Raw genomic sequence first — 25,528 nt, 5'->3', positions numbered from 1 at the left:
GCGACGGCGGCGCGCGGGAGCGGGGTTCCGCGCCCGGGGCCCGGGCGCGGAACCCCGCGGACGCGCTACTCGTCGATGCGGTACGAGTCGCCGTACACCTTCCACTTGAGCGGCGGCTCCAGGTCGAGGTTGCCGTCGTTCAGGAAGACGCGCTGGGCCGTGTCGATCCGGCTGGTGTCGCTGTGCGCCTTCTCGGCCTTCATCACCTTCTTGCGGGCGTCGAGGAACGCGTCGAGGTACGCCTTCTCGTCCCCACCCCGCGCCGGCGGCTTGGCCTTCTTGAGGGCGGCCTTGCGGATACCGCCGAAGCTGTCCTTGTCGTCGCCGGGGCCGTGCATCACGATCGCGTCGTAGTAGACGAACTGCCCGAGGGCGCGCAGCCCGTCCTCCTTCGCCTGCCTGACCGCGGGGTCGAAATACATGCGGTCGCGCAGATCCTCCTGCGCGTCCTGGAACGCCTTGTCCCGGGCGGCCTTGTGCCACGCCTCCTCGAAGGGCTTGCCCAGGCCGGCGTGGGTGTCGGACCCGTTGGCCTTGCGCAGGGCGGGCAGGAAGGGCGCGAGCGGGTTGCCGGGCTTCTTCGTGGTGTACTCCTCGACCAGCCGGAGCATGTCGCCGGTGCCCGAGGTGAACCCGATGATGCCGCCGGTGTAGCCGCGGCCGTCGTCGTAGGGCTCGATGTAGTCGAAGTAGCGGCGCCACTCGAGCGAGGAGTTCTCCGCGCTGCAGACCAGCCGCATGGCGATGTCCTTCTTGTGCGGGTCCTCCAGCCCGGCCGCGGACGCCGCCGGTATGCGGAGGGACGACGCGGGGGCGGGGGCCGCGGCCGGGCTGGAGGCCGCCGAGGCGGTGGCCGTCCCGCCGAGGACGAGCGCCGGCAGGGCCAGGGTCATCCCGGCGAGGGCGGTGAGGGGGAGCTTCTTCGTCGTGCGCTGCGACAGCGGCGGCATGCGGATCTCCGTTCCCGATGAGACGTCAGAGGGCTGCCCGAGCGGCCGAAGTACGGCTTTCCCGGTCAACCAGGACGCATTGAAGCGCTTTCGTCACTTCCGCCACAAGGTCCGATCCCCTTAAGTGCGCGTAAAGCGCGTGGAAACACCATCGTTCGACTGCTTTCGGCCAACTCCCCCACGTGCGGCGGCTGGTGGTGGCCGGCGGGACGGAGGCACCCGCACAAGACCGTCCCGGCACGGGTCTCGACCGCGACGGGCCGCCGTGCCACTCTCGCCGTGTGACGGTGCGCCTCCAGGCGAGCTATCAGGCGGTCGTCCTGCGGGTCCTCGGGGCCGGACGGTCCGGGTGGACGCTGCGGGACGGTGAGACGTGGTGCATGGTGCGGCCGGTGGGGCACCGGTCGCGGCGGCAGGGCTGGAAGCTGCACCTGCCGGCGACCGTCGAGTCCGCCCCCCGGGTCCTGGAGGCGGCGGCGGGCATCCTGGTGGCGCACGGGTGCGCGTTCAAGTTCGCGGTGTCACCGCGGATCACCGCCGACCTCACCTCCGTCAGGGCGCCGCGCGAGCACTCCGGCAAGTTCCTCACCGCCTATCCGGACGACGACGGGCGGACGCGCGCGCTCGCCGAGGAACTGCACCGGGCCACACTCGGACTGGCCGGGCCGGCGATCCTGTCCGACCGGCGGTACCGGCCGGGCAGCCTGGTGCACTACCGGTTCGGCTGTTTCGCGCCGCCCCGCGAACTCGACGACGAGGGCTTCTACCGGGGACGGCTGCGGGCCCCGGACGGCACGCTGGTCCCCGACGAACGCAACGCGTGGTTCTCGCCGCCGGCCTGGGCCCGGCCGCCCTTCGACCCGCCCGCCCGGCCGGCCGGCTCCCGCGGGCGCGGCGACCCCGTGCTCCTCGCCGGCCGCTACCTCGTCCGCGAGGCGGTCCGCCACTCCAACCGCGGCGGCGTCTACCGCGCCCTGGACCGGCGGACCGGTGACGACGTCCTGCTGAAGGAGGCCCGCGCCCACGTCGGCGCCCGCCCCGGCGGGACGGACGCCCGCGACTGGCTGCGCTACGAGGCCGAGGTGCTGGCCCGGCTGGCGCCGCTCGGGATCGCCCCGGCGCCCCGCGGCCTCTTCACGGCCGGCGACCACGTGTTCCTGGCCGAGGACCTGGTCGACGGCGAGAACCTGCACCGGTGGTCGACGGACGAGGCGTCGCGGAACGGAGGACGGCTGCCGGCCGGCACGGCGTGGCGGCTCGCCCGCGACCTGACCCGCCTGGTCCGCGCCGCGCACACGGCCGGCTTCGTCCTCCGCGACCTCAAACCGACCAACGTCGTGATCCGGCCCGACGGCACGCCCGTCCTCGTCGACCTGGAGTGCGCGGTCCGCGCCGGGGGCACGGCCCACGTGGCGGGCACCCAGGGCTTCACCGCACCCGAGTACCTCTCCCTGACCGGGACCGTGCCCGTGCCCGGCCCGGAGGTGGACTGCTTCGGCCTGGGCACCACCCTGCTGCACGCCGTCACCGGGATCAACCCGCTGCTCGCGCCGGACACCGCGCCCGCCCGGCCCGCCGGCGACCGGCTCGCCGTGCTGATCCGGGCGGCGGCGACCGACCGCCCCGCGCTGCGCGCGCTCGCCCCGCTCGTCCTCGGCCTCACCGCCGAGGCGGCCGGCCGCCGGACGCCGGAGTGGGCCGCCGCGTTCCTCGACGCGGAGGGGGCCGAGGAGGCGCCGGAGGCCACCCGCCCCGCCCTGGAGGGGGCGGCGCTCGACCGGCTGCTGGACGACGGGCTGGCCCACATCGCCGCGACGGTGACACCTCATGAGGTGCATCTCTGGCCCCGCCCGCGCTCGCTGCCCGAGGGCGACCCGTGCAACGTCCAGCAGGGCGCGGCGGGCGTCCTGGCCCTCCTCGACCGGGCGGTGCGCACCGGCCGGGCGCCCGGGCTCGTACCGCTGCTGCGCACGGCGGCCGACTGGATCGCCACCCGGCTCGCGCTGCCCGGCCGCGTCCTGCCGGGGCTCTACTTCGGCCGCTCGGGCACGGCGTGGGCGCTGCACGACGCGGCGCTGACCCTCGACGACCCCGAACTGTCCGCACGCGCCCGCGCGTTCGCCCTGCGCATCCCGCTGGAGTGGGACAACCCGGACGTCTGCCACGGCCTCGCCGGCGCCGGGCTGGCCCAGCTGCACCTGTGGCACGCCACCGGCGACCCCCGCTTCGCCGAGCGGGCGGCGCGGTGCGCGGACAACGTGCTCCGCCGTACCGCCGCGGCCGACGGCGGGGTGGACTGGCCGCTCGGCCCGGAGCACCGGCGGGAGCTCGCGGGCTCCGCCCTGTACGGCTTCGCCCACGGGGTGGCCGGGAACGCCGCGTTCCTGCTGGCGGCGGGCCGCGACCTCGGCCGGCCGGAACTCGTCGACGTCGCGGCCGGCGGCGGGTACGCCCTGTGCGCGGTGGCGGAGCGCCGGGGCGACATCGCCGTGTGGCCGAAGGGGCCGGGCCGTACGGAGCGGATGGGCCTCGACTTCTGGTGCAACGGCGCCTCCGGCATCGGCACGACGCTGGTCCGCCTGTGGCGGGCGACCGGTGAGCCGCTGTTCCGGGAGTACGCCGAGCGGGCGGCGCGGGCGGTGTACGCGGACCGCTGGCGGGTCGGCACCGGCGCGTGCCACGGCGTGGCCGGGAACGCCCAGTTCCTGCTGGACGTCGCCGAACTGACCGGTGACGCCGGCTACCGCGCCCGGGCCGCGGAGGCCGCCTTCTGCCTGTCCGCGCGGGCGGCGCGGCGGGACGGGCGGCTGCTCGTCCCCGACGACACGCTGCGCGAGTTCTGCGTGAGCTACCAGGTCGGTCTGGCCGGTGCCCTGGACCTGCTGCTGCGGCTGGCGCACGGGGGCGGGCGCCCCTGGATGGTGGACGACGGGCCGGGCGGACCCCGAGGAGGTGACGGACATGGAGGAACTGGTGCTCCGGTTGCAGGAGCTGCCGGAGACCGACGGCCAGCGGCTGGAGCCGGCCCTGCACTGCCAGGTCAGCCTGACGACCAGCCGCTGTGACACCGACTGCTGCACGGACACACCCCGCTGCCAGGAGTGACCCCGTGCCGGAGAGAAGGGGGGCGGCCGTGGACGAGAACGTCCTCGCGCTGCAGGAACTGCCCGAGGCGGAGGCTCCGGCGCGGGAGCCGTGGATGTGCTGCGACACCGCCGAGACGAGCTGGGACATCACGGATCCCCCGCGCTGCCCGCTCTTCTGAGTGCCCGTGGGCCGCGGTGAAGGGAGGTGAGGATGATGGAGGACGCCGTTCTGGAACTCCAGGAACTGCCCGAGACGGATGAGCAGGCGCTGGAACCGGTCATGTGCTGCGACACGGATCACACGAGTGGCCAGTGCACGGACCCGCCGCGCTGTCCGCCGTAAGCCGATCGCCGGTTCCGCGCGGCCGGCCGCGCCGTCGGGCCGCCCGCGCGGAACCCCGGCCGCGGCCGGGCCGGTAGCGCACGTCCCACGCGCCCGGGGCGGAGACACGCCACGTCCCCGACGCGGGACGGCACCCACGGCACCGCCCTCGCCGCACGAAGCTTCAGGTGAACGCCACGGCATGGGCACTGCACCATCGGACCGGACCACCGTCTCACCGCCCGACGCCCCGGCCCTCGCGACCCGAACGGAGGCGCCCCGTGACCGACGCGGGATGGGCCCCCGTGCTTCCCGCCCGCGACCGCGCCGCCGTTCTCGACCGGCTCGTCGCCGCCGCGCGGCCGCACCGTGTGCCCCGTTGCGTCCGGCCCGACCTGGCCGACGGCGGCGCGGGGCCGGCCCTCGCGTACCACTGGCTCGACCGCGCCCTGCCCGGGCGGGGGTACGGCGCCCTCGCCGAGGGCTATCTGGCCGCGGCGCTGCGGGGTTACGCGCGGCTCGGCGCTTCTTCGGGCCTCTTCGGCGGGGCGGCGGGACTGGCCTTCGCCGCTTGGTCGCTGTCGCACGGCGACCAGGCGCCGCACCGCCGGGTCGTCGACGAGGCGACCGCGCGGGCCCGGCGGGCGGCCGGCACCCCGTACTCGTCCCGGGACGTCGACCTCGTCGCGGGCCTGACGGGCGCGGGCGCGTACCTGCTGTGCCGCCGGGACGACCCGGCGGCGGCGGAAGCGCTGCGGACGGTGCTCACCGCCCTGACCCGGACGCGTTTCCCCGAGCGGCCCGACCCCGGGATGGCGCACGGGACCGCCGGTCCGCTCGCCCTTCTCGCGCTCGCCCTCGCGGCGGAAGTCGCCGTTCCGGGCCAGCGCGAGGCGGTCGTCCGGCTGGCCGCGGCACTCGTCGCCGGCCGTGCCGACGACGCCTGGGGCCCGCACTGGACCGGCCCGGACACCGGCCGGCCGCTGCGCGCCTCGTGGTGCCGGGGCGGCCCGGGCACCGCCCGCGCCCTGTGGCTGGCGGGTACGGCACTGGACGACGAGGAGCTGCGCGGTCTCGCGGTACGGGCGCTGAAGGCCGCTCTCCGGTGCCCTCCCGGACGGCGGCGCGTCGACGGCGACCCCGGCCTCTGCCACGGCGTGACCGGGCTCCTCCACATCACCGCGCGCTTCGCCCACGACACGGGCGACCCCGAACTCACCACGGCCGCCGCCCGCCTGGCGGCCGGTCCGCTCCCCTCCGGCGGCGGCCCCGGTTTCCTCGACGGCGCCGCCGGGGTGGCGCTCGCCCTCCTGGGCGCGGCCACGGACGTCGCGCCACGGTGGGACCGGGCGCTCCTCCTCGCGTGACACGACCGTCCGGGCGAACGGCCGGAAAAGAACAGTGACATGCCCTCCGTCCGATAGTGCGGCCCGTTTCCGTTGTGGCCTGATTTCGCGACCCGGTGCGGCAGTGCGTTGACAAGTTTTCAACGAAGGCTGTTCACTGCCCGGTGCGAGCAGCCGGTCATGTGGCGGGACGGAAACGCATGCGTGTGACGCCGTTTCCGTGTCACGGCACCCCTTCCCCGGCGGCTTCCGCGGACGGCGCTCGTCCCGTGCCCGCCCCGGAAGCCCTGCCGTCCGACCGCCGTGCGCCCTGACCGCGCCCGCCGTACCCGCCGCAGTCGGGTCATCCGCCCCTCCGACCCCAGGAGTTCCCGTGATCGTGAGACACCGCTTAGCCGCACTGCTGACGGCCGTCGTCGCCGCGACGGGGCTGGCCGTCGCCGCCCCGTCGGCCTCCGCCGCACCGGCCGCGCCCACCGCGCGTACCGCGGGCACCTGCGACAACGCGCCCAACTGGACGGCGGGCACCTGGTATCCCGCCGGAACGGTCGTCCGCTACACGGACGGCAAGTACTACATCGCGGAGCATGACAACCCGGGGTACGACCCGCTGATCAGCACCTGGTACTGGGACCCGTACACCTGCTCGGGCGGGAATCCGCAGCCGGGCGGGTTCGTCGTGAGCGAGGCGCAGTTCCAGCAGATGTTCCCGAACCGGAACGGCTTCTACACGTACAGCGGCCTGGTCGCGGCGCTCAAGGCATACCCGGGCTTCGCCGGCACGGGCAGCGACACGGTCCGCCGGCAGGAGGCCGCGGCCTTCCTCGCCAACGTCGACCACGAGACCGGCGGCCTGGTGCACATCGTGGAGCAGAACACCGCCAACTACCCGACGTACTGCGACTGGAGGCAGCCCTACGGCTGTCCGGCGGGCCAGGCCGCCTACTACGGGCGCGGGCCCCTCCAGCTCAGCTGGAACACCAACTACAAGGCGGCCGGCGACGCCCTCGGCCTGGACCTGCTGAAGAACCCGTGGCTGGTGCAGAACGACGCGTCCGTCGCCTGGAAGACGGCGCTCTGGTACTGGAACACCCAGCGCGGCCCGGGCACCATGACGCCGCACGACGCCATGGTCAACGGCCGCGGCTTCGGCCAGACGATCCGCAGCATCAACGGGGCCGCCGAGTGCGACGGCCGGAACCCCGCCCAGGTGCAGCACCGGGTGGACAGCTACCGCAAGTTCGCCCAGATCCTCGGCGTGGCGCCGGGCGGCGACCTGTACTGCTGAGCCCGCGGGGGCGCGGGACGGTCCGTGGCGCTCCGGGCACCCGCGCCCCCACGTCCGTACGCCTCAGCCGTCCCCGGGGCCGGCCGGCGCCCCGGCGAACCGCCACAGCACGCGGACGACGCGCACCACCCCGAGGACGGACCCCAGCACCGTCCCGGCGATCACCAGCGCCTTCCCGACCGCCGTCGGCAGGTCCCATACGAGCGTCGGCCCGGCGACCGCCGCGAACACCACGAACCCCACGAAGCACGCGCTCAGCAGCGCGTACCCGATCTCGACGGTGACGGCGTCCCGCTCCGCCTGACTCCGTGTTCCGCTCCCCATCCGCCCAGCCTCTCATCACCGGCGGGGGGCGCGGACGGTCGCTTCCGGCCGAACGTGGCCGGAACACGGCGGGTCGGGCTGCCGCCGGTGGGGCGGCGGCCGGGCTAGCGTCGGCCGGGTGGAGCTGCTGCTGATGTCCGACACCCACCTGCCGAAGCGGGCCAAGGCCCTGCCGCCGGAGCTGCTCGACCGCGTACCACGGGCCGACGTGGTGATCCACGCGGGCGACTGGGTGGACGCGGCCACGCTGGACCTGCTGGAGGAGCGGTCGCGGCGGCTGCTCGCCGTGTACGGCAACAACGACGGTCCCGAACTGCGGTCCCGGCTGCCGGAGGTGGCGTACGCGGAACTCGGCGGGCTGCGGTTCGGCGTCGTGCACGAGACCGGCGCGGCGCAGGGGCGTGAACGGCGCTGTGCGGAGCGCTTCCCCGAGCTGGACGTGCTGGTCTTCGGCCACAGCCACGTCCCCTGGGACTCGACGGCCGACGGCCGGCTGCGGCTGCTCAACCCCGGCTCCCCCACGGACCGGCGCCGGCAGCCGCACTGCACGTACATGACGGCCCGTGTGGCCGAGGGCCGGCTCACCGGCGTACGGCTGCACGCGCTGCCCCGGCGGGTGTGACGGCGTGCGCCCCCTCGTCCGTCAGGACACCGTCGCGGTGGCCGCGGCGTTGGTGTGGCGGATGGCGCCGCGGAGGTTCTTGGCGATGCGGACCGGGTCGCCGACGGCCCAGAGGTGCAGGAAGAACAGCCGGGGCTCGTCGGTGAGCATGTGGCTGTGGAAGGAGATGATGTCCACGCCGCCGCGCCGGAGCGCCTTCATGGTGGCCGGGGCCTCCTTGGCGACGACGGCGATGTCCCCGTTGAGGAGCACCTTGCCCCGGCCGACGGGCTGGAAGATCAACGCCGAGGTGGCGCCGGTCATCCGGGGCAGGACCCGGCCGTGGTCGGCGACGGTCTCCTTGCGGGCGAAGGTGACCTTGTAGACCCGGCCCTGTGCGCGCCCTCTGGCGCCGAGCGCCTTGTCGACGGCGGGCTGGTCCAGGTCCAGCGCGACTTTTCTGGGGGTGCCGGAGACGGCGGGGGTGCCGGTGGCGTCCAGCGCCGCCCTGAGCCCCCGGGCCAGGGTCAGCGGCTTGGTGCCCATGGCGTGGAAGTGCACCCACCAGAGCGCCGGGCTGTGGGTGGGCAGATGCTTGTGCAGGGACGTCTGCGCGAAGCCGTGGGCGTTCAGGACGTCGAGCACCTTCCGCACTTCCCGTTCGGTCACCGCCAGCTCGCCCATCATCATGGTCTGCCGGTCCGGGTAGCGGATGAACGAGACGAACGACCCGATGGCCTTGACGTGGTGGCCCTTGCTGACCACGTCGAGGTCGGCCCGGGGGAACCCGATCCCGTAGGCCCGGCGGTCGACGAGGACGCCCTGGTGCCCCAGCGCCGTCGCCACGTCCCGCCAGTCGGACTCCCGGGTGACCGACGGCTCGATCCGCCCCGCGTGGTGGGCGTCGCCGGGCCGCGCGGCCCCGGCCGTGAACAGCACGGAGAGCAGCGCGATCCCGGCCACCAGGGACCGCCGCGCCGCCCTCCGCCTTCCCTTGTCCGCGCCGTACAGTCGGCCGTCTCGCATGAACGCCTCCGCTCCGGTTGCCGTTCTCTCATCCCACACCGGGACGTTCGGGGCGGCGATACGGGAGCGCCCGTCCGGGGCAGCGCGCGGAGCCGGGTCCGCGCGTCACGGACGGGGGGACGAGGGGGCCGAGGGGACGGGCTCAGCAGGACGCGTAGACGTACCCCCGGGAACCGGCGGGCCGGACGTCGTGGTCGCGGAGGGTGATGGACAGTTTTCCGCCCCAGGAGCGGCAGGCGGCGGTGAAGTCCTTCTTCACGTACTCGATGTCGAAGATCCGGCCGTTATACGCCTCGCTGTAGTCGGGGCATTCCTTGTAGCGCCCGCACTCCTCGACGACCGCGAAGTCGAAGCCGATGTGCGCGCGCCGGGGCAGCAGGTCGGCGGTGTTCTTCTGGGCCACGGCCAGGTTCTTGCGGTGGGCCCGAGCGGCCAGGAGGCGGGCGAAGGCCGCGGCGTGCTCGGGGGTGAGCTTTCCGTCGGAGCGCTCGTAGGAGTCGAGGTTGTCCGGTTCCACCGCGTCGAAGCCGGAGGCCGCGCAGCCGTCGATCCAGGGGCCGACGATCTCCATCAGGGCGTCGCGCTTGGCCGGGGACGAGATGTCCAGCAGGGGCTCGTGCCAGTCCTCGTCGACGATCAGGTCCCCGTCGTCGTTCTTCAGGAGCAGGTCCGGGTGGCGCTTCTTCCACCAGTCGACGGCGTCGCCGGGCTGCGTCTGGAAGGCGTTGACGTAGCAGATGTTGTACTTCCCGGCGGCCGGCTTGGCCGTGCGGTCGCGGGAGACGGCACGTACGGCGCCGGGCGGCGGGTAGGCGCCGCCGAGCTGATAGTCGAAGACGGTGTTCGCGTCCGGTATCCGCACCTTCGCGGGTGTCCGTGCCTTCTCCGGGGCGTCGGCGTGCGCGGACGCCCCGGAGTCGGCGTCCTCGTCGGATCCGGTGGCGGAACAAGCCGTGACAAGGACCGTGGAGAGGACCATGACGGCGATTGCGGCGCGGGAGCGGAGAATCGTCACGAAGCCACCTTACGTTCCGTCCGCCACCGGCCCGTTCGCCCGGGGAACACCCCGATCTCCACCGCCCGCGCCCGGGCGGGCGGCGCGTCGGGGACGTGGTCCGGGTCGTCCTCGTCCCACGACGGCCCCGCGTCCGGCCGCCCGAACAGGCCGATCACGGTCCGGCACGGCGGCCGGACGTCGGGCCACGGTGTCTGATCGCCCGTCAGGACGACGATGGCGTCGGGGCGCGGCGACGCTCCGAGCGCCTCGCGAACCCCGTCCGAAGGTCGGTACCGCCGCCGCCCGCCAGGGGGATCCCCTCGGCGCGGCAGAGGGAGTGCACGTTCCGCCCCGCCGCGTCGCGGGACACGACGCCGACCAGGTCGTGGCGGCCGCCGACGGCGCGGGAGATCGCGGCCACTTCCGGCAGCGCGCTGCCCAGTTCGGAGTCGCTGACGAACCCGAGGTGCCGACGACCACCGTCACCCGGGACGGCCGGCGGCGCAGGCTCGGCAGCACCGCGCCGGGGACCCCGGCCGAGCGGCGCGCCGGCCGCCGTGCGCCGCGCCGCGCGGTCTGCCGCCCGGTCGGCCCGTCGGGAGGGGTTCACCGCTCCGGCGAGTCCCTCGATGGCCGTCGGAACGTCCCAGTCCGCCCGGCGCAGGGCGGCGAGCGTGGTGGCGGGGACGACCACCAGGTCGGGGGCGGCGGTCTCGGCGGCCCGGGCCAGGAGGGTCCGGGCCGCGTCCCGGCGGCACCGCTCGGTCCGGTCGCGGACCGCCGCCACCACGGCGTCGAGCACGGCCTGCCGCCGGTCGCCCCGCCCAGTCGCCCGCGTGCCGGCGGGCGGTGGCGGTCTCGATCACGGAGGGCGGCACGGCGGACTCGCGGGCGCGCGGCCGGCAGGAGAAGCGGGAGTTCCCGTTCGCGATGTGCGTGGTCATCAGCATTCACCTCGCGTGGACGGGACCTCCGATCTGTGAGTGGTGTACGCAGTCGTCGCGGTGGCCGTATCGGCCGTCGGCGGACGGCCGCCAGGGAAATTCGCGCCCTCCACGGAACGGCCGGCCCGTTCCCCTTCGGGGCGGGCCGGCCGCGGGGGCGCGTCGTGGTGTGGTCGCGCCCGGCGGGTGTCGTTCAGGTGCGCACCATGAACCAGGCGCCGACGCCGTTGCAACCGGTCGCCGAGAAGGTGGTGTTGCGGTAGCCCGGCGGGATGGGGGAGCCGGAGCAGGCCCACATGCGGTTGCGGATCTGCTCCTGGTACCAGGAACCGATGCCGTTGCAACCGGTGGTGCTGTGGTTGGTGTTGACGTAACCGGCCGGGATCGGGGAGCCGGAGCAGGTCCAGCGGCCGTCGCGGGCGAGCTGGTGGTACCAGGCGCCGATGCCGGTGCAGCCGTTGCGGTCGTAGTTGGTGATGACGTAGCCGGACACGACCGGCGAGCCCGAGCACGTCCAGATGCCGTCCTTGACGGGCTGCTGGTACCAGGAGCCCGCGCCCTGGCAGCCGTTGCGGTCGTAACCGGTGATGACCCAGCCGTCCGGGACGGGGGCTCCCGAACAGGACCACTTGCCGTCCCTGGCGGCGGCCTCGCCCGCCGTCACGCCGGTGAGGCCGGCCACGAGCAGGGCGACCGCGGCCACGGCGGCGGCGAACCGGCCGCGCGGGGTCGTCCGGTCGGTTCCCGGCGTCCGTTCGGCTCCCGGCGTCCGGGAAGCGAGTCGTCTCAGGGTCCGCCATGGCCGGAATTGCCTGTCCATTTCCCACCGATCCCCTCGTCATGCCCATATCAGGGCTGTCGTCGGCGGTAAGAACACCGGAGCGGGACGGGAATGTCATCAGGCCGGACGCGGATGTGAGAAGTGCGTCACCGTACTCGAACGCACGCGCGAACGAGAGGGGGCGTGGTATTCGATCAGCGGCCCACGAGGACCCCGCGGAAGGCGGTGAGGAAGGCGTCCGGAGACTGCGCGCCGCTGATCGTGGTCCCGTCCTCGAAGAGGAACAACGGTACGGAGCGCACCCCGAGTTCGGCGGTGGCGCGGAAGTCGGCGACCACGTCGGCGGCCGCGTCGACGCCGCTGCGCGCGGCGACGTCCCGCAGGACGGCGGGGTCGGCGACATTGCGGCCCTCGGTGAAGTAGGCGTCGAACAGCAGGGCCACGGCCCGCTCCCCCGCGCCCTGGGCGGTCGCCCGAGCGATGAGGTCGTGCGCCGGGCGGGTGTTGGCGAAGACCGCGCGGTCGAAGCGGACGTCCAGGCCGCTGCGGGCGGCGATCGCGGCGAACTCGGCGGTCCGCTCCTCGGCCGAGGGCCCGAAGACCCGGCGGTGCACCTCGCGCAGCGGCTCACCGTCCGCCGAGGCGTCCGGGGCCACCTGGAACGGCAGGAACTCGGTCTCCACGACCCCGCCCTCGGCCCGGAACCGCTCCGCGGCCCGCAGGTAGTGGGTGAATCCCAGGAACGACCAGGCGCAGGCGACGTCCAGCACGATACGGACCTTCATGACGGTGAACTCCCTCGAGGCGAGCGGTGGGGCTTGGTACGTCCAGGACGCTACGGGGGCGCCGGAAGGGGCCGCATCTGTCGGATGACGGGGTTCGTCCGCCCTGGTCACGGCGCCCGGCAGCCGGGGCCGGTCCGTGGTGGCGAGCGGTGGGCGCACGACGTCCGCCCGGCCCGTTCCCGAGCCCGGCGGGCCGGGACTCCTCGGCCGGACGACGGCCGCCGCGCCGCCCGCGAGCCGGAGCCCGTGGGCGGCGCGGTGTGCCGACGAGGCGTCAGCGCACGGGGACCGGCGCACGGCGTGCCTCCGCGGGGGCCGTGGCGGCCGTCCGCGCGGTGACGCGGACGCCCACCGCGCTGAGGAGGGCTCCGACGGCGAGGGCTCCCCCGGCCCAGAGCAGCGCGGCGCGCAGGCCGGGGACGAGCTGCCCCGGGGCGCCGTCGCCGACGAGCAGGCCCATCACGGCCACGCCGAGCAGTCCCCCGACCTGTCGGGAGGCGTTGAGCACACCGGAGGCGACGCCCGCGTGGGCCGGGTCGGCGGCGCCGAGCATCGCGTTCGTCATGGCCGGCACGACCAGGCCGAGGCCGGCGCCCGCGACGACGAACTGGGCGGCGACGGCGGCGTAGGAGTGCGCGCCGACGACGGGGGCGGCGGCCAGGTAGCCGACGGCGGCGAGCAGGTTGCCCGCGACGAGCACCGGGCGGGCGCCGTGGCGCCGGACCAGCGGGCCGGAGGCCAGGTTGGCGGCCATGACGGCGGCGGTCATGGGCAGGAAGGCCAGACCGGCGGCGGTGGGCGAGTAGCCCCACGCCTGCTGGAAGAAGATGCCGCAGACGAAGACGAGGCCGTAGAAGGCGAAGTTGAGCAGGGCGCCGACGAGCGTGGTGGCGGTGAACGTCCGGTCGCGGAACAGCCGCGGCGGCAGCATCGGGTCGGTGCCGCGCCGCTCCGCCACGGCGAAGCCGGCCAGCGCGACGGCGAAGAGGGCGGCGCAGCCGAGCACGGTGGCCGAGGTCAGGCCGCGGGAGTTGGCCTCCACGGCGGCCGCGGTGAGAGCGCCCAGGGCGACGACGGCGAACAGCTGGCCGGGCAGGTCGAGGGAACGGCGGGACGCGGTGCGGACGGGGGCGGGGCGGGCGTCGGTCCTGGCCAGGAGGATGCCGACGGCGGCGAGGGGCACGTTGACGTAGAAGACGGACCGCCAGCCGAGCCCGTCCACCAGCAGGCCGCCGACCACCGGGCCGAGCGCGAGGGCGAGGCCGCCGGCGGCGGCCCACAGGCTGATGGCGCGGGCGCGCCGGGCCGGGTCGGGGAAGCCGGCGTTCACCAGCGACAGGGAGGACGGAACGATCAGCGCGGCGCCCACGCCCTGCGCGACCCTGGCTGCGACCAGCACCCCGAGCGAGGGAGCGGCGCCGCAGGCCAGCGAGGCGGCGGCGAAGAGGCCGAAGCCGGCGACGAAGATCCGGCCGGGGTGGAAGCGGTCGCCCATGGCGCCGGCGGTGAGGAGGAAGGCGGCGAAGGTGAGGGTGTAGCCGTTGATCACCCATTCGAGGCCGGAGACGCTGCCGCCGAAGTCGCCGGCGAGCGCCTTCGTGGCCATGTTGACGATGCTGACGTCGAGGATGACGACGACGAATCCCAGGCAGGCGGCGAGGAGGGTGAGCGTGGGGCGGTCCGGTCGGTGGCCGGACGCGGGCGGGGCGGATGACATGGTCCTTCTCCTTGCCTCGGGACAGCGGCGGAACGGCTGGGGGCACGCGCAGTCCGGCACACCCCGCTAGAGTGTTCGCCGAGAAGCGAACAGCTCAGAGTGTACGCACAGCATCGAACACTCGGCAATCCGGTGCGGCCCGGCGGAGAACGGAGAAGAGGACATGTCGGCAGGAACGCGATCGCGGCAACAGCGGGCCGAGGAGCCCGGGCAGGCGCGGGAGCCCGAAGGAGCGCGGGCGGCCCACCACCGCGCGGCACCCGTCCACACCGACCCGGCCGAGGTGCCCCTGGAGACGGCGCTCCTCGCCCTCGCCGACCCCGTACGGCGAACGCTGGTACGGGAGTTGGCGGCGGCCGGGGACTGGGAGCGCCCCTGCGGAAGCTTCGACGTGCCGGTCACCAAGGCGACCCTGAGCCGGCACTTCGCCGTCCTGCGCGAGGCGGGGCTGCTGGAGCAGCGGGACGCCGGGCCGAAGCGCTTCAACCGGCTGCGCCGCCCGGAGTTCGAGGCCCGCTTCCCCGGGCTGCTCGGCCTGGTCCTGCGCGAGGACGACGCGGTGGCCGGCGGGAAGCGGTAGCGGGCGTCGAAGCGTCACGGCCCGCCGGAGTTCACTCGCCGGTGGCGGGCAGTGCCTCCCGCAGCCGGCCGGCCGCCTCCCGCAGCGCGGCGGGCGGCCGGCCGTCACCGCGCAGCAGGGCCGTCGCGGTGGCGCGGAGGGCGCCGAGCGTCCGGGCCGAGCCGATCCCGGCGACGCGGGGCGCGAGGTCGTCGGCGAGCCGTTCCGCCTCGCGCCACGCGCCGGCCCGCACGAGGGCGGCCAGCAAATGGGCGGTGAACAGCCGCCGGTAGGACGGGCCGGGGGCGGTGGCGGCCCGGTGCAGGAGGGGGAGCGCCTCGTCCCAGCGGCCCAGCCGGGCCATGACCCAGCCGCGGTGGCCCAGCACCTCGTGGTGGTCGATCCACCAGGCCCACGGCGGGTCGTACGCCGAGGCGCCGTCCAGGAAGCGGCTCTCCGCGCGGGAGATCAGCCGTACCGCCTCGCGCTCCCCGCCCAGGGCCGCGACCGCGTGGGCCCGGCGGATCAGGACGAGGCTGTCGACCAGGGCCGGCAGCCGCCGCGCGCCGGGCACCCGGGCGGCGTCCTCCAGGGCCGCCCGCGGCCGCCCCAGATGGCTCATCAGCATGCTGTCGTTCAGCAGCACCAGCCGTGCCGTCCACCGGTCGCCGGAGAGGTGGGCGAGGGCCAGCGCCCCGCGGTTGGCCCGCAGAGCGTGCCGGGGGCGGCCGGCGTCGAAGAGGATCCAGCCCGTCACCTCGTACAGCTCGGCCAGCGCCGCGAGCCGGTCCCCGTCCCACCGGTGCGCACCGCCCGTGGCGAAGGGGTCGGGGAAGCGCCGCGCCGCCGCGCGGAGCGCGGGCAGCGCGGCCACGGCGCCCCGCGCCGCGTCGATCGCGACCAGGCGGCCGGCGGCGGACCGGGCCGCCGCGGCGAGGTCGTGCCGGTCGGCGGGTGTACTGCGCATCGGGTGATCGTAACCGGCGCGGTGCGGCCGGGACTTACGGGACGGGCGTCGTCGGGAGGTAGCGCGGCGCGCGCCGGGCGGGCAGCCGGTGCTCGACGGCCGCGCCCAGGGACAGCAGCCGGGCGTCCTGACGGTCACCGGCCGTCAGCAGCAGGCCGACGGGGAGTTCGCCGACGAACCCGGCCGGCAGGGCCAGGGAGGGGTAGCCGGCCACGGCGGCGGGGGTGGAGGAGGGGATGACGTCGTTGTCGCCACGGGCGCAGTCCGTCGTCCAGGCGGGCGGGTTGGCCGGGGCCGCGAGGGCGTCCAGCCGGTGGGCGGCCAGGGTCTCGTCGACGGACCGCCGGGCCAGGTCCTTGAGTTCGGCGCGGACCGCCCGGTGCTCCGGGCTGCCGGCGGCGGGGGCGGCGAGGGCGCGCTCGAAGAGTTCCCGGCCCGCGAAGCAGGTCCGTTCGGCCGGGTGGGTCCGGGTGAACTCGTTCAGCGCGGCGAGGTCGCGCGGGCCGTCGCGGGTGGCGAGGTAGGCGTCGATGTCCCGGTGGAACTCGCTGAGCAGGGCGGGGTATTCGAGCTCGGCGAGGCGCCGCTGGTAGGGCGGCGTCACCTCGACGACCTCCGCTCCGGCGGCGCGCAGGGTCCGGGCCGTGCGGGTCATCAGGGCGTCCACGCCGGGGCCGAGCTCGGGCAGCCGCCACAGGCCGATCCGCTTGCCGCGCAGGTCCTCCCGCCCGGAGGGCGCCTGGGGCACGCGGGAGCCGGCGAGGACGGCGAGGGTGAGGGCGGCGTCGGTGACGTTACGCGCCAGGGGGCCGGCGGTGTCCTGCTCGGCGGAGATGGGGACCACGCCGGCCTGGTCGACCAGCCCCAGGCTGGGCTTGTGGCCGACCACCCCGTTCATCCCGGCCGGGCACACGATGGAGCCGTCCGTCTCGGTGCCGATCGCCACCTGGGCCAGCGAGGCGGCGAGCGCGGCGGCCGAACCGGAGGACGAGCCGCACGGGTTGCGGTCGAGGACGTAGGGGTTGTGCGTCTGGCCGCCCACCGCCGACCAGCCCGACGTCGGCTTGTCGGCGCGGAAGTTGGCCCACTCGGACAGGTTCGTCTTGCCGAGGATCACCGCGCCCGCCGCCCGCAGCCGGGTCACCAGTGGGGCGTCGGCCCGGGGCGGCTTCCCGGTGAGGGCGGCCGATCCGGCCGTGGTCGGCAGGTCCCGGGTGTCGATGTTGTCCTTGAGCAGGACGGGGATCCCGTCGAGGGCCCGCGCGCGGTGCCGCGCCGGTGCCTGGCGTCGCTGGCCGCCGCCTGCCGCAAGGCGGTCGGGTCGGTGCGCAGCACCGCGTTGACCTTGGGGTCGACGGCGGCGATCCGCCGCAGGTAGGCGCGGGTCAGCGCGGACGAGGTCAGGGTGCCGTCGGCCATGCGGGCCTGCAGCCGGGGGATGGTCGCGGTGTCCAGGTCGATGCCCGCCGGTCCCGGCGGCCCGGGCGGCGCGAGTCGCGGCGGTTCCGGTGCCGACGGGTGGCGGGCGGCGGGCGGAGGTGTCGCCGGGTACGCCGCTCCGGCCGACAGGGCGGCCGTGGCCAGGACGGTGACCAGGGCGGCGGTCGACCGTCGCCTCGTTCGTCTCGTGCTCCACTCGCTTCTCTTCGTGTCGCTTCTCTTCGTGTCGCTTCTCTTCATGCGCGCCAGCGCACTGCATGTCCGCGGGCGGGCGCAAGGGTGCCGCGGCGCTCGTGCGCGAGCGCCGGGGCTCCGGCGACGGCGGGGGCGAGAGGGGAACGCGCCCCCCGAAGGAGTGAAAAAGCATCCGTACGTCCGTTCTCCTGGCCTCACCCTGTCACGCTGTAACCACGCGATCGGGCTCCCACGAGCCCGGGGGCGGCGGTGTGCGAGGGGGGAGGCCGGGCCGGGTGGGCGACGGCCGGGCAGGCGAGGGGGCGGTCATGGCGCGGCGGCGCTCACGGTGGGGGAAACGGGCGGGCTACTGGTTCGACAACACGTTGGCACGCGGGGCCTACGCCCTCATCGGCTGGCTGGTCCTGGCCTGCCTGGCCGTGGTCGTCCCGGTCAGCGCGCTGATGGTGTGGACGGCGCGGGACGCGCCCGCCACCCTGCCGGGGAAGCTGGCCCGGGTCTGGCACCACGCGGGCGACACACTGCGGCTGGGCGGGCTGGTGGGACCACCGGCGCAGGTACTGCTGTCCGTGATCCTCGCCCTGGTCGCCCTGATCTACGTCTCGGCCCTCGTGGGTCTGATCACCGCCGGGGTCAACGAGCGGATGGCGGCCCTGCGCAGGGGCCGGTCGACGGTGCTGGAGGACGGGCACGTGGTGGTGCTCGGCTGGTCCGAGCAGGTGTTCACCGTGGTGGCGGAGCTGGTCGCCGCCAACGCCAATCAGCGGCGGGCCGCCGTCGCCGTCCTGGCCGACCGGGACAAGACGGCCATGGAGGACGCGCTGCACATCAAGGTCGGCCCGACCGGCGGCACCAGGCTCATCTGCCGCAGCGGCTCCACCACCGATCCCGCCGTCCTGCCCCGGGTGAGTCCGCACACCGCCGGCGCGGTCCTCGTCCTGCCGCGGGACGGGCCCTCGGGGGACGCCGAGGTGGTCAAGACGCTGCTGGCGCTGCGGGCGGCGGCCCGGGCCGCGTACGGGCCGGACGCCGCCGGGGCGGCCGCTCCCCCGGGCGGGGAGGACGGCGGGCACGGCGATGTGGACGGGGTGGCGGACGGCACGGCGAACGGGACGGGCGTGTGGGTCGTGGCGGCCGTCCGGGACGCCCGTTACCGGCTCGCCGCCTCCCTGGCCGCCGGGGAAGGCGGCGTGGTCCTGGAGACCGACGACATCACCGCCCGGCTGATCGTCCAGTCCGCCCGCAGGCCCGGTCTGTCCCTCGTCTACCAGGAGCTCCTGGACTTCGAGGGCGACGAGTTCTACACCGTCCGCGAACCGGCCCTGGCGGGGCGGACGTTCGGGGAGGCGCTCCTGGCGTACGCGACGTCGTCCGCCGTGGGCCTGGTCCGCGCCGACGGCGCGCTCGCGCTCAACCCGCCGTCGGAGGCGGTGATCGGCGCGGACGACCGGATCGTGGTCGTCACCCGCGACGACGACACCGCCGTCCTGGCGGAACGGCCGCCGGTGGTCGACGAAGCGGTGATCGTCACGGACGTCCCCGCGGAGCGACGGCGGCCGGAGCGGGTGCTGCTGCTGGGCTGGAACCGGCGGGCCCCGCTCATCGTGGGCCGGCTGCGTCGCTACACGGCGCCGGGTTCCGTCGTGGACGTCGTCGCCGAGGCCACGGTCACGACGGCCGCCGCCGTGCGCGCCGCCGACACCGACGCCGGGGCCGCCCTGTCCGTCGCCCTGCGGCCCGGCGACCCCGCCGACCAGGGGACGGTCGACGCGGTGGACGCCGGGTCGTACGACAGCGTGATCGTCCTCGGCCCGGATCCGGTGCCCGGCCCGGGCGGCGTCACCGAGGAACCGGACGACCGCACCCTGGTGACGCTGCTGTTGCTGCGCGCGTTGGAGGCGGCGTCCGGGCGGGAGCTGCCGGTGGTCACCGAGATGACCGACGACCGCAACCGGGCCCTGGCCCCGGTCAGCCCGGGGGCCGATTTCATCGTCAGCGGCAAGCTCATCGGCCTGCTGATGGCACAGATCTCGCAGAACCGTCATCTGGCCGCCGTCTTCCACGAGTTGTTCTCCGCCGGCGGGAACGAGATCCTGCTCCGCCCGTCCTCCCACTACGTCCGGGCCGGCGCCACGGCCTCGTTCGCCACGGTGGTCGAGGCCGCCCGGCGGCACGGCGAGTGCGCCATCGGCTACCGCGACCACGCCGGCGCCGCCCACGGCCCGCGCTACGGGCTGTGGGTCAACCCGCACAAGGAGACGGCACGGCGGTGGGCGGACCGGGACGAGGTCATCGTCGTCGCGACGGTCCGGTTGGGAGGTGCGGAGGAGGGCTGAGGGGAGGAGGTGGGCCGGTGGGGCTCACGCCTCCGGGCCGTCCATGTCCTCGCCCTCCTCCCCGTTCCCGTTCCCGTTCCCGTTCCCGTCGCGAGTAATGGCGAGCAGGGCCATGTCGTCGGTGATGCGGCCGCCGGTGTGCCGGGTCACATCGGCGAGCACCGCCTCCAGCAGCGCGTCGGGCCCCGCGAACCGGCGCCCCGCCAGGGTGGTTTCCGGGTCGTAGAAGACACCGTCCCGGTCGCGCGCCTCGGTGAGGCCGTCGGTGTAGAGGAGCAGCGTCGCGCCGGGCGGGAACGGCACGGTGTCGGTCCGGTCCGGGACGGCGCCGAGGTCGCCCAGGGCCAGTGGGAGGGCGGGTTCGGACGGTTCCAGGGTGCGTACCGTCCCGTCGGACAGCAGGAGCGGCGGCGGGTGGCCGCGGTTGACGAGGCGCAGTTCGGCGCACGCGGGCGGGAACTCGGCCAGGACGCCGGTGACGAACCCCTCGACGCGTTCGGGTCCGCTGCGGCCGCTCGCCTCGCGGCGCAGGGCGCGTTCCAGCCGGGCCGCGAGGCCGGGCAGGGCCGGGGCGTCCTCGGCGCCTTCACGGAAGGCGCCCAGCGCCACGTCCACCGCCTTGACCGCCTCCAGGCCCTTGCCGCGCACGTCGCCGATCACACACCGCACCCCGTACGGCGAGTCCTGCACGCCGTAGAGGTCGCCGCCGATCTCCGCGTCGCCCACCGCCGACCGGTAGCGCACCGCGATCCGCAGGCAGCCGATCGACGGCGGGAGCCGTGGGAGCACGGCCCGCTGGACGGCGAGGGCGACGCGGCGCGCCGAGGCGAGGCGTACGTCGCTCAGGTACATCAGGCGGTTGACGAGGACGGCGAGGGCCCAGACGGTGGCGACCGCCGCCAGCTCGCTACGGCCGCCCGAGTCGCCCAGGAAGCCGAAGTGGTGCAGCAACGCGGCGTCCACCAGGCAGGCGCCCAGCCCGGCGAGGACGGTGGCGCGCAGGGACAGCAGCGCGGCGGCCGTCATGGGCGCGGCGGTGTAGAACGCCTCCGCGCTGAAGTGCGGGGAGGTCGAGTAGTCGAGAAGGGCGCCGGCGACCAGCAGCAGGACCGGCAGCAGCGGCAGGAGCGGCCGCAGCGGCGGCCGTCCGGGGCGCCCGCGCCCGGCGGTCGTACCGCGTCGCGCGTTCGGTGCCCTCACCCGCCTGCTCCCGCCCGTGCCTGCCCTGCCCGGCGTCCGCCCTGCCTCGTGCCACCACTTCGTCCCAGCATCCCCGGGCCGGTCGGGAGCCGCCAGTCAGGCACCCGCGGTCGGGGGGCGCACGGCGCGGGTAGGCGCTGCCGCGCCGGCGACGCCGGCGGGCCGATGACCGTGCGTGAGCGTGCCGTCCCCGGCCGGCGGCAACGGCGTACCGACCACGCTTCGCGCTTCCGTCCGCGGCGGCACGACCGACACCGCCGGAGCCACCGCGGCTGACCGGGGCGCGCTCCCCGTCCACGGCCCTGGCGGCCGGCGCGGCGCCGGCATCACGCGTGGCCGCCCGCCGCTCCTTGGGAGCGAAGGGACCTCGGGCCGCCAGGTCCGTCGCTCCCGGGGGAGGAGGACCCGAGCCATCAGGGCCGTCACCCCCGAGAACGCCAGGACCGTCACCCCGGGAGCGAGCAGGACGCGTCTCGGCAGGGCCTCCGCCCCCGAGAGCAAGCAGGACCCCCACCCCCGAGAAAGGGGGCGTCCCGTCTCACCAGGAACGCCCCCAGGAGCAAAGAAGACCGCCCCGCCAGGACCGTCACCCCCGGGAGCGAGCAGGGCCCGAGCCGCCCCAACCGTCGCCCTCAGGAGCCAGAAGGACCCGTGCCGCCAGGGCCGCCTCCTCCGGGGGCCGGGCGGCGCCCTTTCGGAAGGCGTCGGCGAAGGCGTGCGGGCCGATCGCGGTCGTCGCGGTCTCGGTGACGCGGTCGACGTCGCCGCGTTCGGCGGCCGGGAGCGGGGCGCCCACCCCGCGGCGGGCGGCGTCGGCGGCGCCGAGCAGCCAGGCGGCGTGGGTGGCGTGGTCCGGGCCGCCGATGAGGGCCGCCACGCCGGCCAGGCCCTCCAGGGAGAGGGCGAGGGCGCGGGGTTCGGCGAGGTCCAGGGCGATGTCCAGACCGGCGAAGTGGTGGGCGGCAGCCGCCCGCGCGTCGCCGCGCAGTTCGGCCGTGAAGCCGAACTCGGCGTGGAGCAGGTGGTCGCCCGCGGGCGAGGACACGTCCGCGTGTCCGTCGCGGATGCGCGTCAGGAACGTCTCGGCGGCATCGAGGTCCCCCGAGCGGCGGGCTCCGAGGGCGAGCCCCATGTCGGAGTGGATCTCGCCGTACCGGTAGCCCTGTTCGACGGCCAGCCGCCGGGCGCGTTCGTGCAGGTCGCGGGCGCGGTCCCAGTCCTTGGCGAGCAGGGCGAGGCGACCGAGCCCCGAGAGACGCGCCGAGATCTCGGTGTGCAGGGAGAAGTCGTGCGCGATGCGCAGCGCCTCGTGGTGGCGGCGGGCGGCGTCCGCGTAGTCCCCCTTGATCTCGGCGAGGACGGCGAGGGGCTGGACGGTCTGCAACTCGCCCCAGCGGTCGCCGAGTTCACGGAACAGAGCCGCGCTGCGCAGCCCGTCCCGGGCGACGGTGTCGAGGTCGCTCCGGGCCAGCGCGTGCGTCGCCCGGAGTCCGAGGGCGGCGGCCGTGCCCCACCGGTCGCCGGCCTCGGTGAAGAGGGCGAGGGCACGGGCGTTGAGCTCCTCGCTCGCGGCGACGGAGCCCGCGGCGAACAGTCCGTGGGCGAGGAGCCAGAGGGTCCGGCCGTCCCGGACGGGGTCGTCGTCCCCCGCTTCCGGGACGGCCTCGGGGCCGGAGACGTCCCCGGTCAGCAGGGCGAAGGCCCGATGCCGGGCGCGGAGCGCGGCCGCGTCCGGGGCGACCGCGAGGACGGTCGTGAGAGCGCGCCGGGCCTCGTGCAGCCGTCCGCGCAGCAGCCACCACCAGCAGAGGGCGGTGGCGAGGCGGACCGCCTCGTCCGTACCGCCGCCCGCCTCCGCGCGCCGCACCGCCTCGTCGAGCGCCGCCCGGAGATTGGCGGCGTCGGCGTCGAGGCGGGCGAGCCACGTCCGCTGGTCGCCGCCGCGGAGCCGGGGTTCGGCCCGTTCGGCGAGGTCCAGGTAGTGGCGCAGGTGCCGGTCCCGTACGCCGGCGAGGTCCTCCATCTCGTGGAGGCGCTCCAGGGCGTACGCGGCCACGGACTCCAGCAGGCGGTAGCGCGGTCCCGTGCCGGGCGGGCCGTCCACCCGGACGACCAGGGAGCGGTCGACGAGCCGGGTGACCAGGTCCAGGACCTCCTCGGCGGCCACGCCGTCCCCCGCGCACACCGCCTCCGCGGCGTCCAGCGCGCAGCCGTCGGCGTGCGCGGCCAGGCGCCGCAGGACGATGCGTTCCGGCGCGCCGAGCAGCTCCCAGCTCCAGTCGATCACCGCCCGGAGGGTCTGCTGCCGGGCCGGCGCGCCCCTGCGCCCGGAGGTGAGGACCCGGAAGCGGTCCCCGAGGCGGGCCGCCAACTCCTTGACGCCCAGGGCGCGTACGCGGGTCGCCGCCAGTTCGAGGGCGAGCGGGAGGCCGTCGAGGCGGCGGCAGATCTCGGCGACGGCGTCGTGCGTTCCGTCGTCGGCCTCCGCGAGGGAGAACCCCGGTGCCGCCGCGGCGGCCCGGGCCGCGAAGAGCTCGGCGGCCTCGGCCGGGCCGAGCGGTTCGACCAGGAACACCGTCTCCCCCGCGAGACCGAGCGGCTCCCGGCTGGTGGCCAGGACCCGCAGCCCGGGCGCCGCGCGCAGCAGCAGGGCCACCAACTCGGCGGCGGCGTCGATGACTTGCTCGCAGTTGTCCAGGACGAGGAGGGTCCGCCGGTCGCGGAGGGCCGCCGCGAGCCGTTCGACGGGCGCCGGGGCCGCGCCGCCGAAGGCGGGGAACCCGGAGGGGGCGTCGTCGCGGATGCCCAGGGCCGCGCAGACCGCCTGCGCGAGGACCGCGGCGGAGCCGTGCCGCCCGGCGAGTTCCACGAGCCATACGCCGTCGGGGGCGGGGCCCGGGGCCTCCGGCGCGGCGGCGTGCGGGAGGCGGGCCGCCGCCTCCACGGCGAGCCGCGTTTTGCCGACGCCTCCGGGGCCGGTGAGGGTGACGAGGCGTTCGGTGTGGAGGAGCCCGTCGAGTCGGGCCAGGGAACGGTCCCTTCCGATGAGCGCGGTGAGGGGGGCGGGGAGGTTCGACGGGGTGCGGGGGGCGGGTGGAGACGCCGCCGGTCCGGAGTCCGTCCCCGCTCCCGCTCCCGCCCCCGGCCCCGCTCCGGGCGCGAGCGAAGCGTCCTGGCGCAGGATCGCCTCATGGAGGGCGACGAGTTCGGGGCCGGGGTCGAGGCCCAGTTCGCCCCTCAGGCGGTTCCGCAGATCCGTGTAGGAGGCCAGCGCGTCGCTCTGCCGCCCGGAACGGTAGAGGGCCCGGAGCTGGACGGCGCGCAGGCGCTCCCGTAGGGGGTGGCGGGCCACGAGGTCGGCGAGTTCTCCGGTGAGCAGCAGGTGGTCGCCGGCTTCGAGGCGGGCCTCGGCCTGTTCCTCCAGGACGGCGAGGCGCTGTTCGTCGAGCCGGTGGACGGCCGCGCGGGCGAACTCCTCGTCGGCGAAGTCGGCGTAGGCGGGGCCGCGCCAGAGTTCCAGGGCCTCGGTGAGCAGGGCGGCCCGTGCGCGCGGCGCCGTCTCCCGGCGGGCCGCGACGACCAGGGACCGGAACCGGTCGGCGTCCACCTCGTCGCCGGCGGGGTCGAGGCGCAGCCGGTAGCCGGGGAGCCGGCGTACGACGCGGTCGCGGCCGAGCGCCTTGCGCAGCTGGGAGACCTTGGCCTGGAGGGCGTTGGCGGGGTTGCCGGGCGGGTGGTCGCCCCAGAGGTCGTCGATGAGCCGGTCGGCAGGCACCGGCCGTCCCTCGTGCACCAGCAGGTCGGCCAGCAGTGCCCTGACCTTCGCCTCGGGCACCCTGACCGGTTCGCCTCGGTCGTCCCACACCGCCAGTGGACCGAGCACCCCGTATCGCATGCGGAAACCGTACACATGTTCCCCGTGTGGAAGGGTCGTCAGCCGCCCGTCAGCGGACCCTCAGCGCTCCCGAAGCGCCCGGCCGCATGCTCCTCCCCGTCAGCGGGGACCGACGGCGGGACCGGCACGGCGGAACCGCGCAGGGGGGACCACACGGCAGGAGGGGCGCATGACCAGGTACGGAGGCAGGGAGGCCATGGTCCTCGACGGGACGACTGGGCTGGGTCCGGCCGTCGCCAAGCGGCTCGTCGAAGGCGGTGCGCGGGTCCTGCTGACCGGCCGGGCGCGGGGCGGGGAACTCGCCGCGGCCGCCGCCGCGCTCGGCTCGCGGGCCCGGGTCGTCGGGACCGGCCCGGCCGGTGCCGCCGCGTCGCCGGAGGCCCTGCTCCCCGTCGTCGAGGGCGCGTTCGGCTCCGTCGGCTTCCTCTTCGTCCACGCCGGCCCGTCGGATCCGCCCTGTGCGGCGGGGAGCCACGGCGGTCCGTCCGCGGCGCCGGTCCCGGGCGCCTGCCGCGCCGCGCGGGCCCTGCTCCCGCTCGTCCACGACGGGGGCGCGGTCGTCTTCACCGCCGCGGCCCTGCCCGCCCTCGTCGCGCCGTCCGCGCCGTCCGCGCCGGACGGCACGCCGGAGGCGGACGCCGGGCCGTGGGCCTGCGCCCGGTCGCCGGCCGCCGAACTCGCCGACAGCGGCGTCCGCGTCAACGCCGTCGCGCCCGGCCTGATCGCCCTGCCGGACGGCGAGGGCCCGGCCGGCCGGATCGCCGGGAGC

Annotated in this window: 18 protein-coding genes and 4 pseudogenes; 9 read left to right on the top strand and 13 right to left on the bottom strand. The window is 75.8% G+C overall.

The features are described from left to right. Window positions 1-65: 65 nt before the first annotated feature. Window positions 66-950, bottom strand: a complete 885-nt coding sequence (locus J7W19_RS31940) for a chitosanase (protein ID WP_004943396.1) — start codon at window positions 948-950, stop codon at window positions 66-68. A gap of 281 nt (window positions 951-1,231) precedes the next feature. Here J7W19_RS31940 and lanL point away from each other — a divergent pair, with 281 nt between their 5' ends. The 5 genes from lanL (at window position 1,232) to J7W19_RS31920 (ending at window position 6,992) form a co-directional block, all read left to right on the top strand. Continuing rightward, window positions 1,232-4,015, top strand: a complete 2,784-nt coding sequence (gene lanL / locus J7W19_RS31935) for a class IV lanthionine synthetase LanL (RefSeq protein ID WP_004943399.1) — start codon at window positions 1,232-1,234, stop codon at window positions 4,013-4,015. Between the two features lie 44 nt (window positions 4,016-4,059). Then, window positions 4,060-4,215 carry a hypothetical protein gene (locus J7W19_RS31930; protein ID WP_158688768.1) on the top strand — a complete coding sequence of 52 codons (156 nt, stop codon included), beginning with the start codon at window positions 4,060-4,062 and terminating at the stop codon, window positions 4,213-4,215. Between the two features lie 32 nt (window positions 4,216-4,247). Then, window positions 4,248-4,379, top strand: coding sequence for a hypothetical protein (locus tag J7W19_RS33580; RefSeq protein WP_260630472.1), 132 nt, complete (start codon window positions 4,248-4,250; stop codon window positions 4,377-4,379). 260 nt (window positions 4,380-4,639) lie between these two features. After that, window positions 4,640-5,725, top strand: a complete 1,086-nt coding sequence (locus tag J7W19_RS31925; RefSeq protein ID WP_004943402.1) for a lanthionine synthetase LanC family protein — start codon at window positions 4,640-4,642, stop codon at window positions 5,723-5,725. Window positions 5,726-6,080: 355 nt separating this feature from the next. Beyond that, on the top strand, window positions 6,081-6,992 hold the full coding sequence (locus tag J7W19_RS31920) for a glycoside hydrolase family 19 protein (protein WP_040889390.1): 912 nt from the start codon (window positions 6,081-6,083) through the stop codon (window positions 6,990-6,992). Window positions 6,993-7,055: 63 nt separating this feature from the next. Here the strand turns inward: J7W19_RS31920 and J7W19_RS31915 are convergent, their stop codons facing one another. Beyond that, complete coding sequence (locus tag J7W19_RS31915) at window positions 7,056-7,316, bottom strand: DUF6332 family protein (RefSeq protein ID WP_004943408.1); 261 nt, start codon at window positions 7,314-7,316, stop codon at window positions 7,056-7,058. Between the two features lie 118 nt (window positions 7,317-7,434). Between J7W19_RS31915 and J7W19_RS31910 the strand changes: the two genes are divergently transcribed. Further along, complete coding sequence (locus J7W19_RS31910; protein WP_004943412.1) at window positions 7,435-7,938, top strand: metallophosphoesterase family protein; 504 nt, start codon at window positions 7,435-7,437, stop codon at window positions 7,936-7,938. A gap of 21 nt (window positions 7,939-7,959) precedes the next feature. On the opposite strand, the gene J7W19_RS31905 is transcribed toward J7W19_RS31910, so the two are convergent. The 7 genes and pseudogenes from J7W19_RS31905 to J7W19_RS31875 all read right to left on the bottom strand — a co-directional run bounded on the left by J7W19_RS31905 (window position 7,960) and on the right by J7W19_RS31875 (window position 14,167). Further along, window positions 7,960-8,943 carry an LppY/LpqO family protein gene (locus tag J7W19_RS31905; protein ID WP_004943414.1) on the bottom strand — a complete coding sequence of 328 codons (984 nt, stop codon included), beginning with the start codon at window positions 8,941-8,943 and terminating at the stop codon, window positions 7,960-7,962. Window positions 8,944-9,085: 142 nt separating this feature from the next. Then, window positions 9,086-9,958 (bottom strand): endo alpha-1,4 polygalactosaminidase, encoded by an 873-nt coding sequence (locus J7W19_RS31900; protein ID WP_004943417.1) that lies wholly within the window; start codon window positions 9,956-9,958, stop codon window positions 9,086-9,088. Further along, window positions 9,955-10,495: pseudogene (locus tag J7W19_RS31895) on the bottom strand (VWA-like domain-containing protein); the annotation flags it as partial. The gene J7W19_RS31900 and the pseudogene J7W19_RS31895, both read right to left, overlap by 4 nt. After that, window positions 10,473-10,787: pseudogene (locus J7W19_RS31890) on the bottom strand (AAA family ATPase); the annotation flags it as partial. The pseudogenes J7W19_RS31895 and J7W19_RS31890, both read right to left, overlap by 23 nt. Before the next feature lie 290 nt (window positions 10,788-11,077). Then, window positions 11,078-11,704, bottom strand: coding sequence for a hypothetical protein (locus J7W19_RS31885; protein ID WP_004943423.1), 627 nt, complete (start codon window positions 11,702-11,704; stop codon window positions 11,078-11,080). A 155-nt stretch (window positions 11,705-11,859) separates the two neighbouring features. Next, window positions 11,860-12,450, bottom strand: a complete 591-nt coding sequence (locus J7W19_RS31880) for a DsbA family oxidoreductase (RefSeq protein WP_004943427.1) — start codon at window positions 12,448-12,450, stop codon at window positions 11,860-11,862. Window positions 12,451-12,724: 274 nt separating this feature from the next. Continuing rightward, window positions 12,725-14,167, bottom strand: a complete 1,443-nt coding sequence (locus tag J7W19_RS31875) for an MFS transporter (RefSeq protein WP_004943430.1) — start codon at window positions 14,165-14,167, stop codon at window positions 12,725-12,727. 163 nt (window positions 14,168-14,330) lie between these two features. Here J7W19_RS31875 and J7W19_RS31870 point away from each other — a divergent pair, with 163 nt between their 5' ends. Next, entirely contained in the window at window positions 14,331-14,747 is a 417-nt protein-coding gene (locus tag J7W19_RS31870; RefSeq protein ID WP_004943434.1) for an ArsR/SmtB family transcription factor, read from the top strand. 31 nt (window positions 14,748-14,778) lie between these two features. Here the strand turns inward: J7W19_RS31870 and J7W19_RS31865 are convergent, their stop codons facing one another. Together J7W19_RS31865 and J7W19_RS31860 are read right to left on the bottom strand one after the other, a co-directional pair. Beyond that, window positions 14,779-15,693: a tetratricopeptide repeat protein gene (locus J7W19_RS31865; RefSeq protein WP_004943437.1), complete on the bottom strand. Its 915-nt coding sequence runs from the start codon at window positions 15,691-15,693 to the stop codon at window positions 14,779-14,781. A 34-nt stretch (window positions 15,694-15,727) separates the two neighbouring features. Beyond that, a pseudogene (locus J7W19_RS31860) lies at window positions 15,728-17,112 on the bottom strand (amidase family protein). A 524-nt stretch (window positions 17,113-17,636) separates the two neighbouring features. Between J7W19_RS31860 and J7W19_RS31855 the strand changes: the two are divergent. Next, window positions 17,637-19,664 (top strand): CASTOR/POLLUX-related putative ion channel, encoded by a 2,028-nt coding sequence (locus J7W19_RS31855; protein ID WP_040889394.1) that lies wholly within the window; start codon window positions 17,637-17,639, stop codon window positions 19,662-19,664. Window positions 19,665-19,688: 24 nt separating this feature from the next. Here J7W19_RS31855 and J7W19_RS31850 read toward each other — a convergent pair whose 3' ends face one another. Further along, complete coding sequence (locus J7W19_RS31850; RefSeq protein ID WP_004943445.1) at window positions 19,689-20,864, bottom strand: PP2C family protein-serine/threonine phosphatase; 1,176 nt, start codon at window positions 20,862-20,864, stop codon at window positions 19,689-19,691. 586 nt (window positions 20,865-21,450) lie between these two features. Beyond that, entirely contained in the window at window positions 21,451-24,759 is a 3,309-nt protein-coding gene (locus tag J7W19_RS31845; protein ID WP_051072567.1) for a BTAD domain-containing putative transcriptional regulator, read from the bottom strand. On the opposite strand from J7W19_RS31845, the pseudogene J7W19_RS33310 reads away from it, so the two are divergent. Then, window positions 24,758-25,444: pseudogene (locus J7W19_RS33310) on the top strand (SDR family oxidoreductase); the annotation flags it as partial. The gene J7W19_RS31845 and the pseudogene J7W19_RS33310 overlap by 2 nt on opposite strands. Window positions 25,445-25,528 lie beyond the last annotated feature (84 nt).

The sequence above is a fragment of the Streptomyces mobaraensis NBRC 13819 = DSM 40847 genome (genome assembly GCF_017916255.1).
GTDB classification, from domain to species: Bacteria; Actinomycetota; Actinomycetes; order Streptomycetales; family Streptomycetaceae; genus Streptomyces; species Streptomyces mobaraensis.
This window is presented reverse-complemented; position numbering and strand designations above follow the sequence as displayed.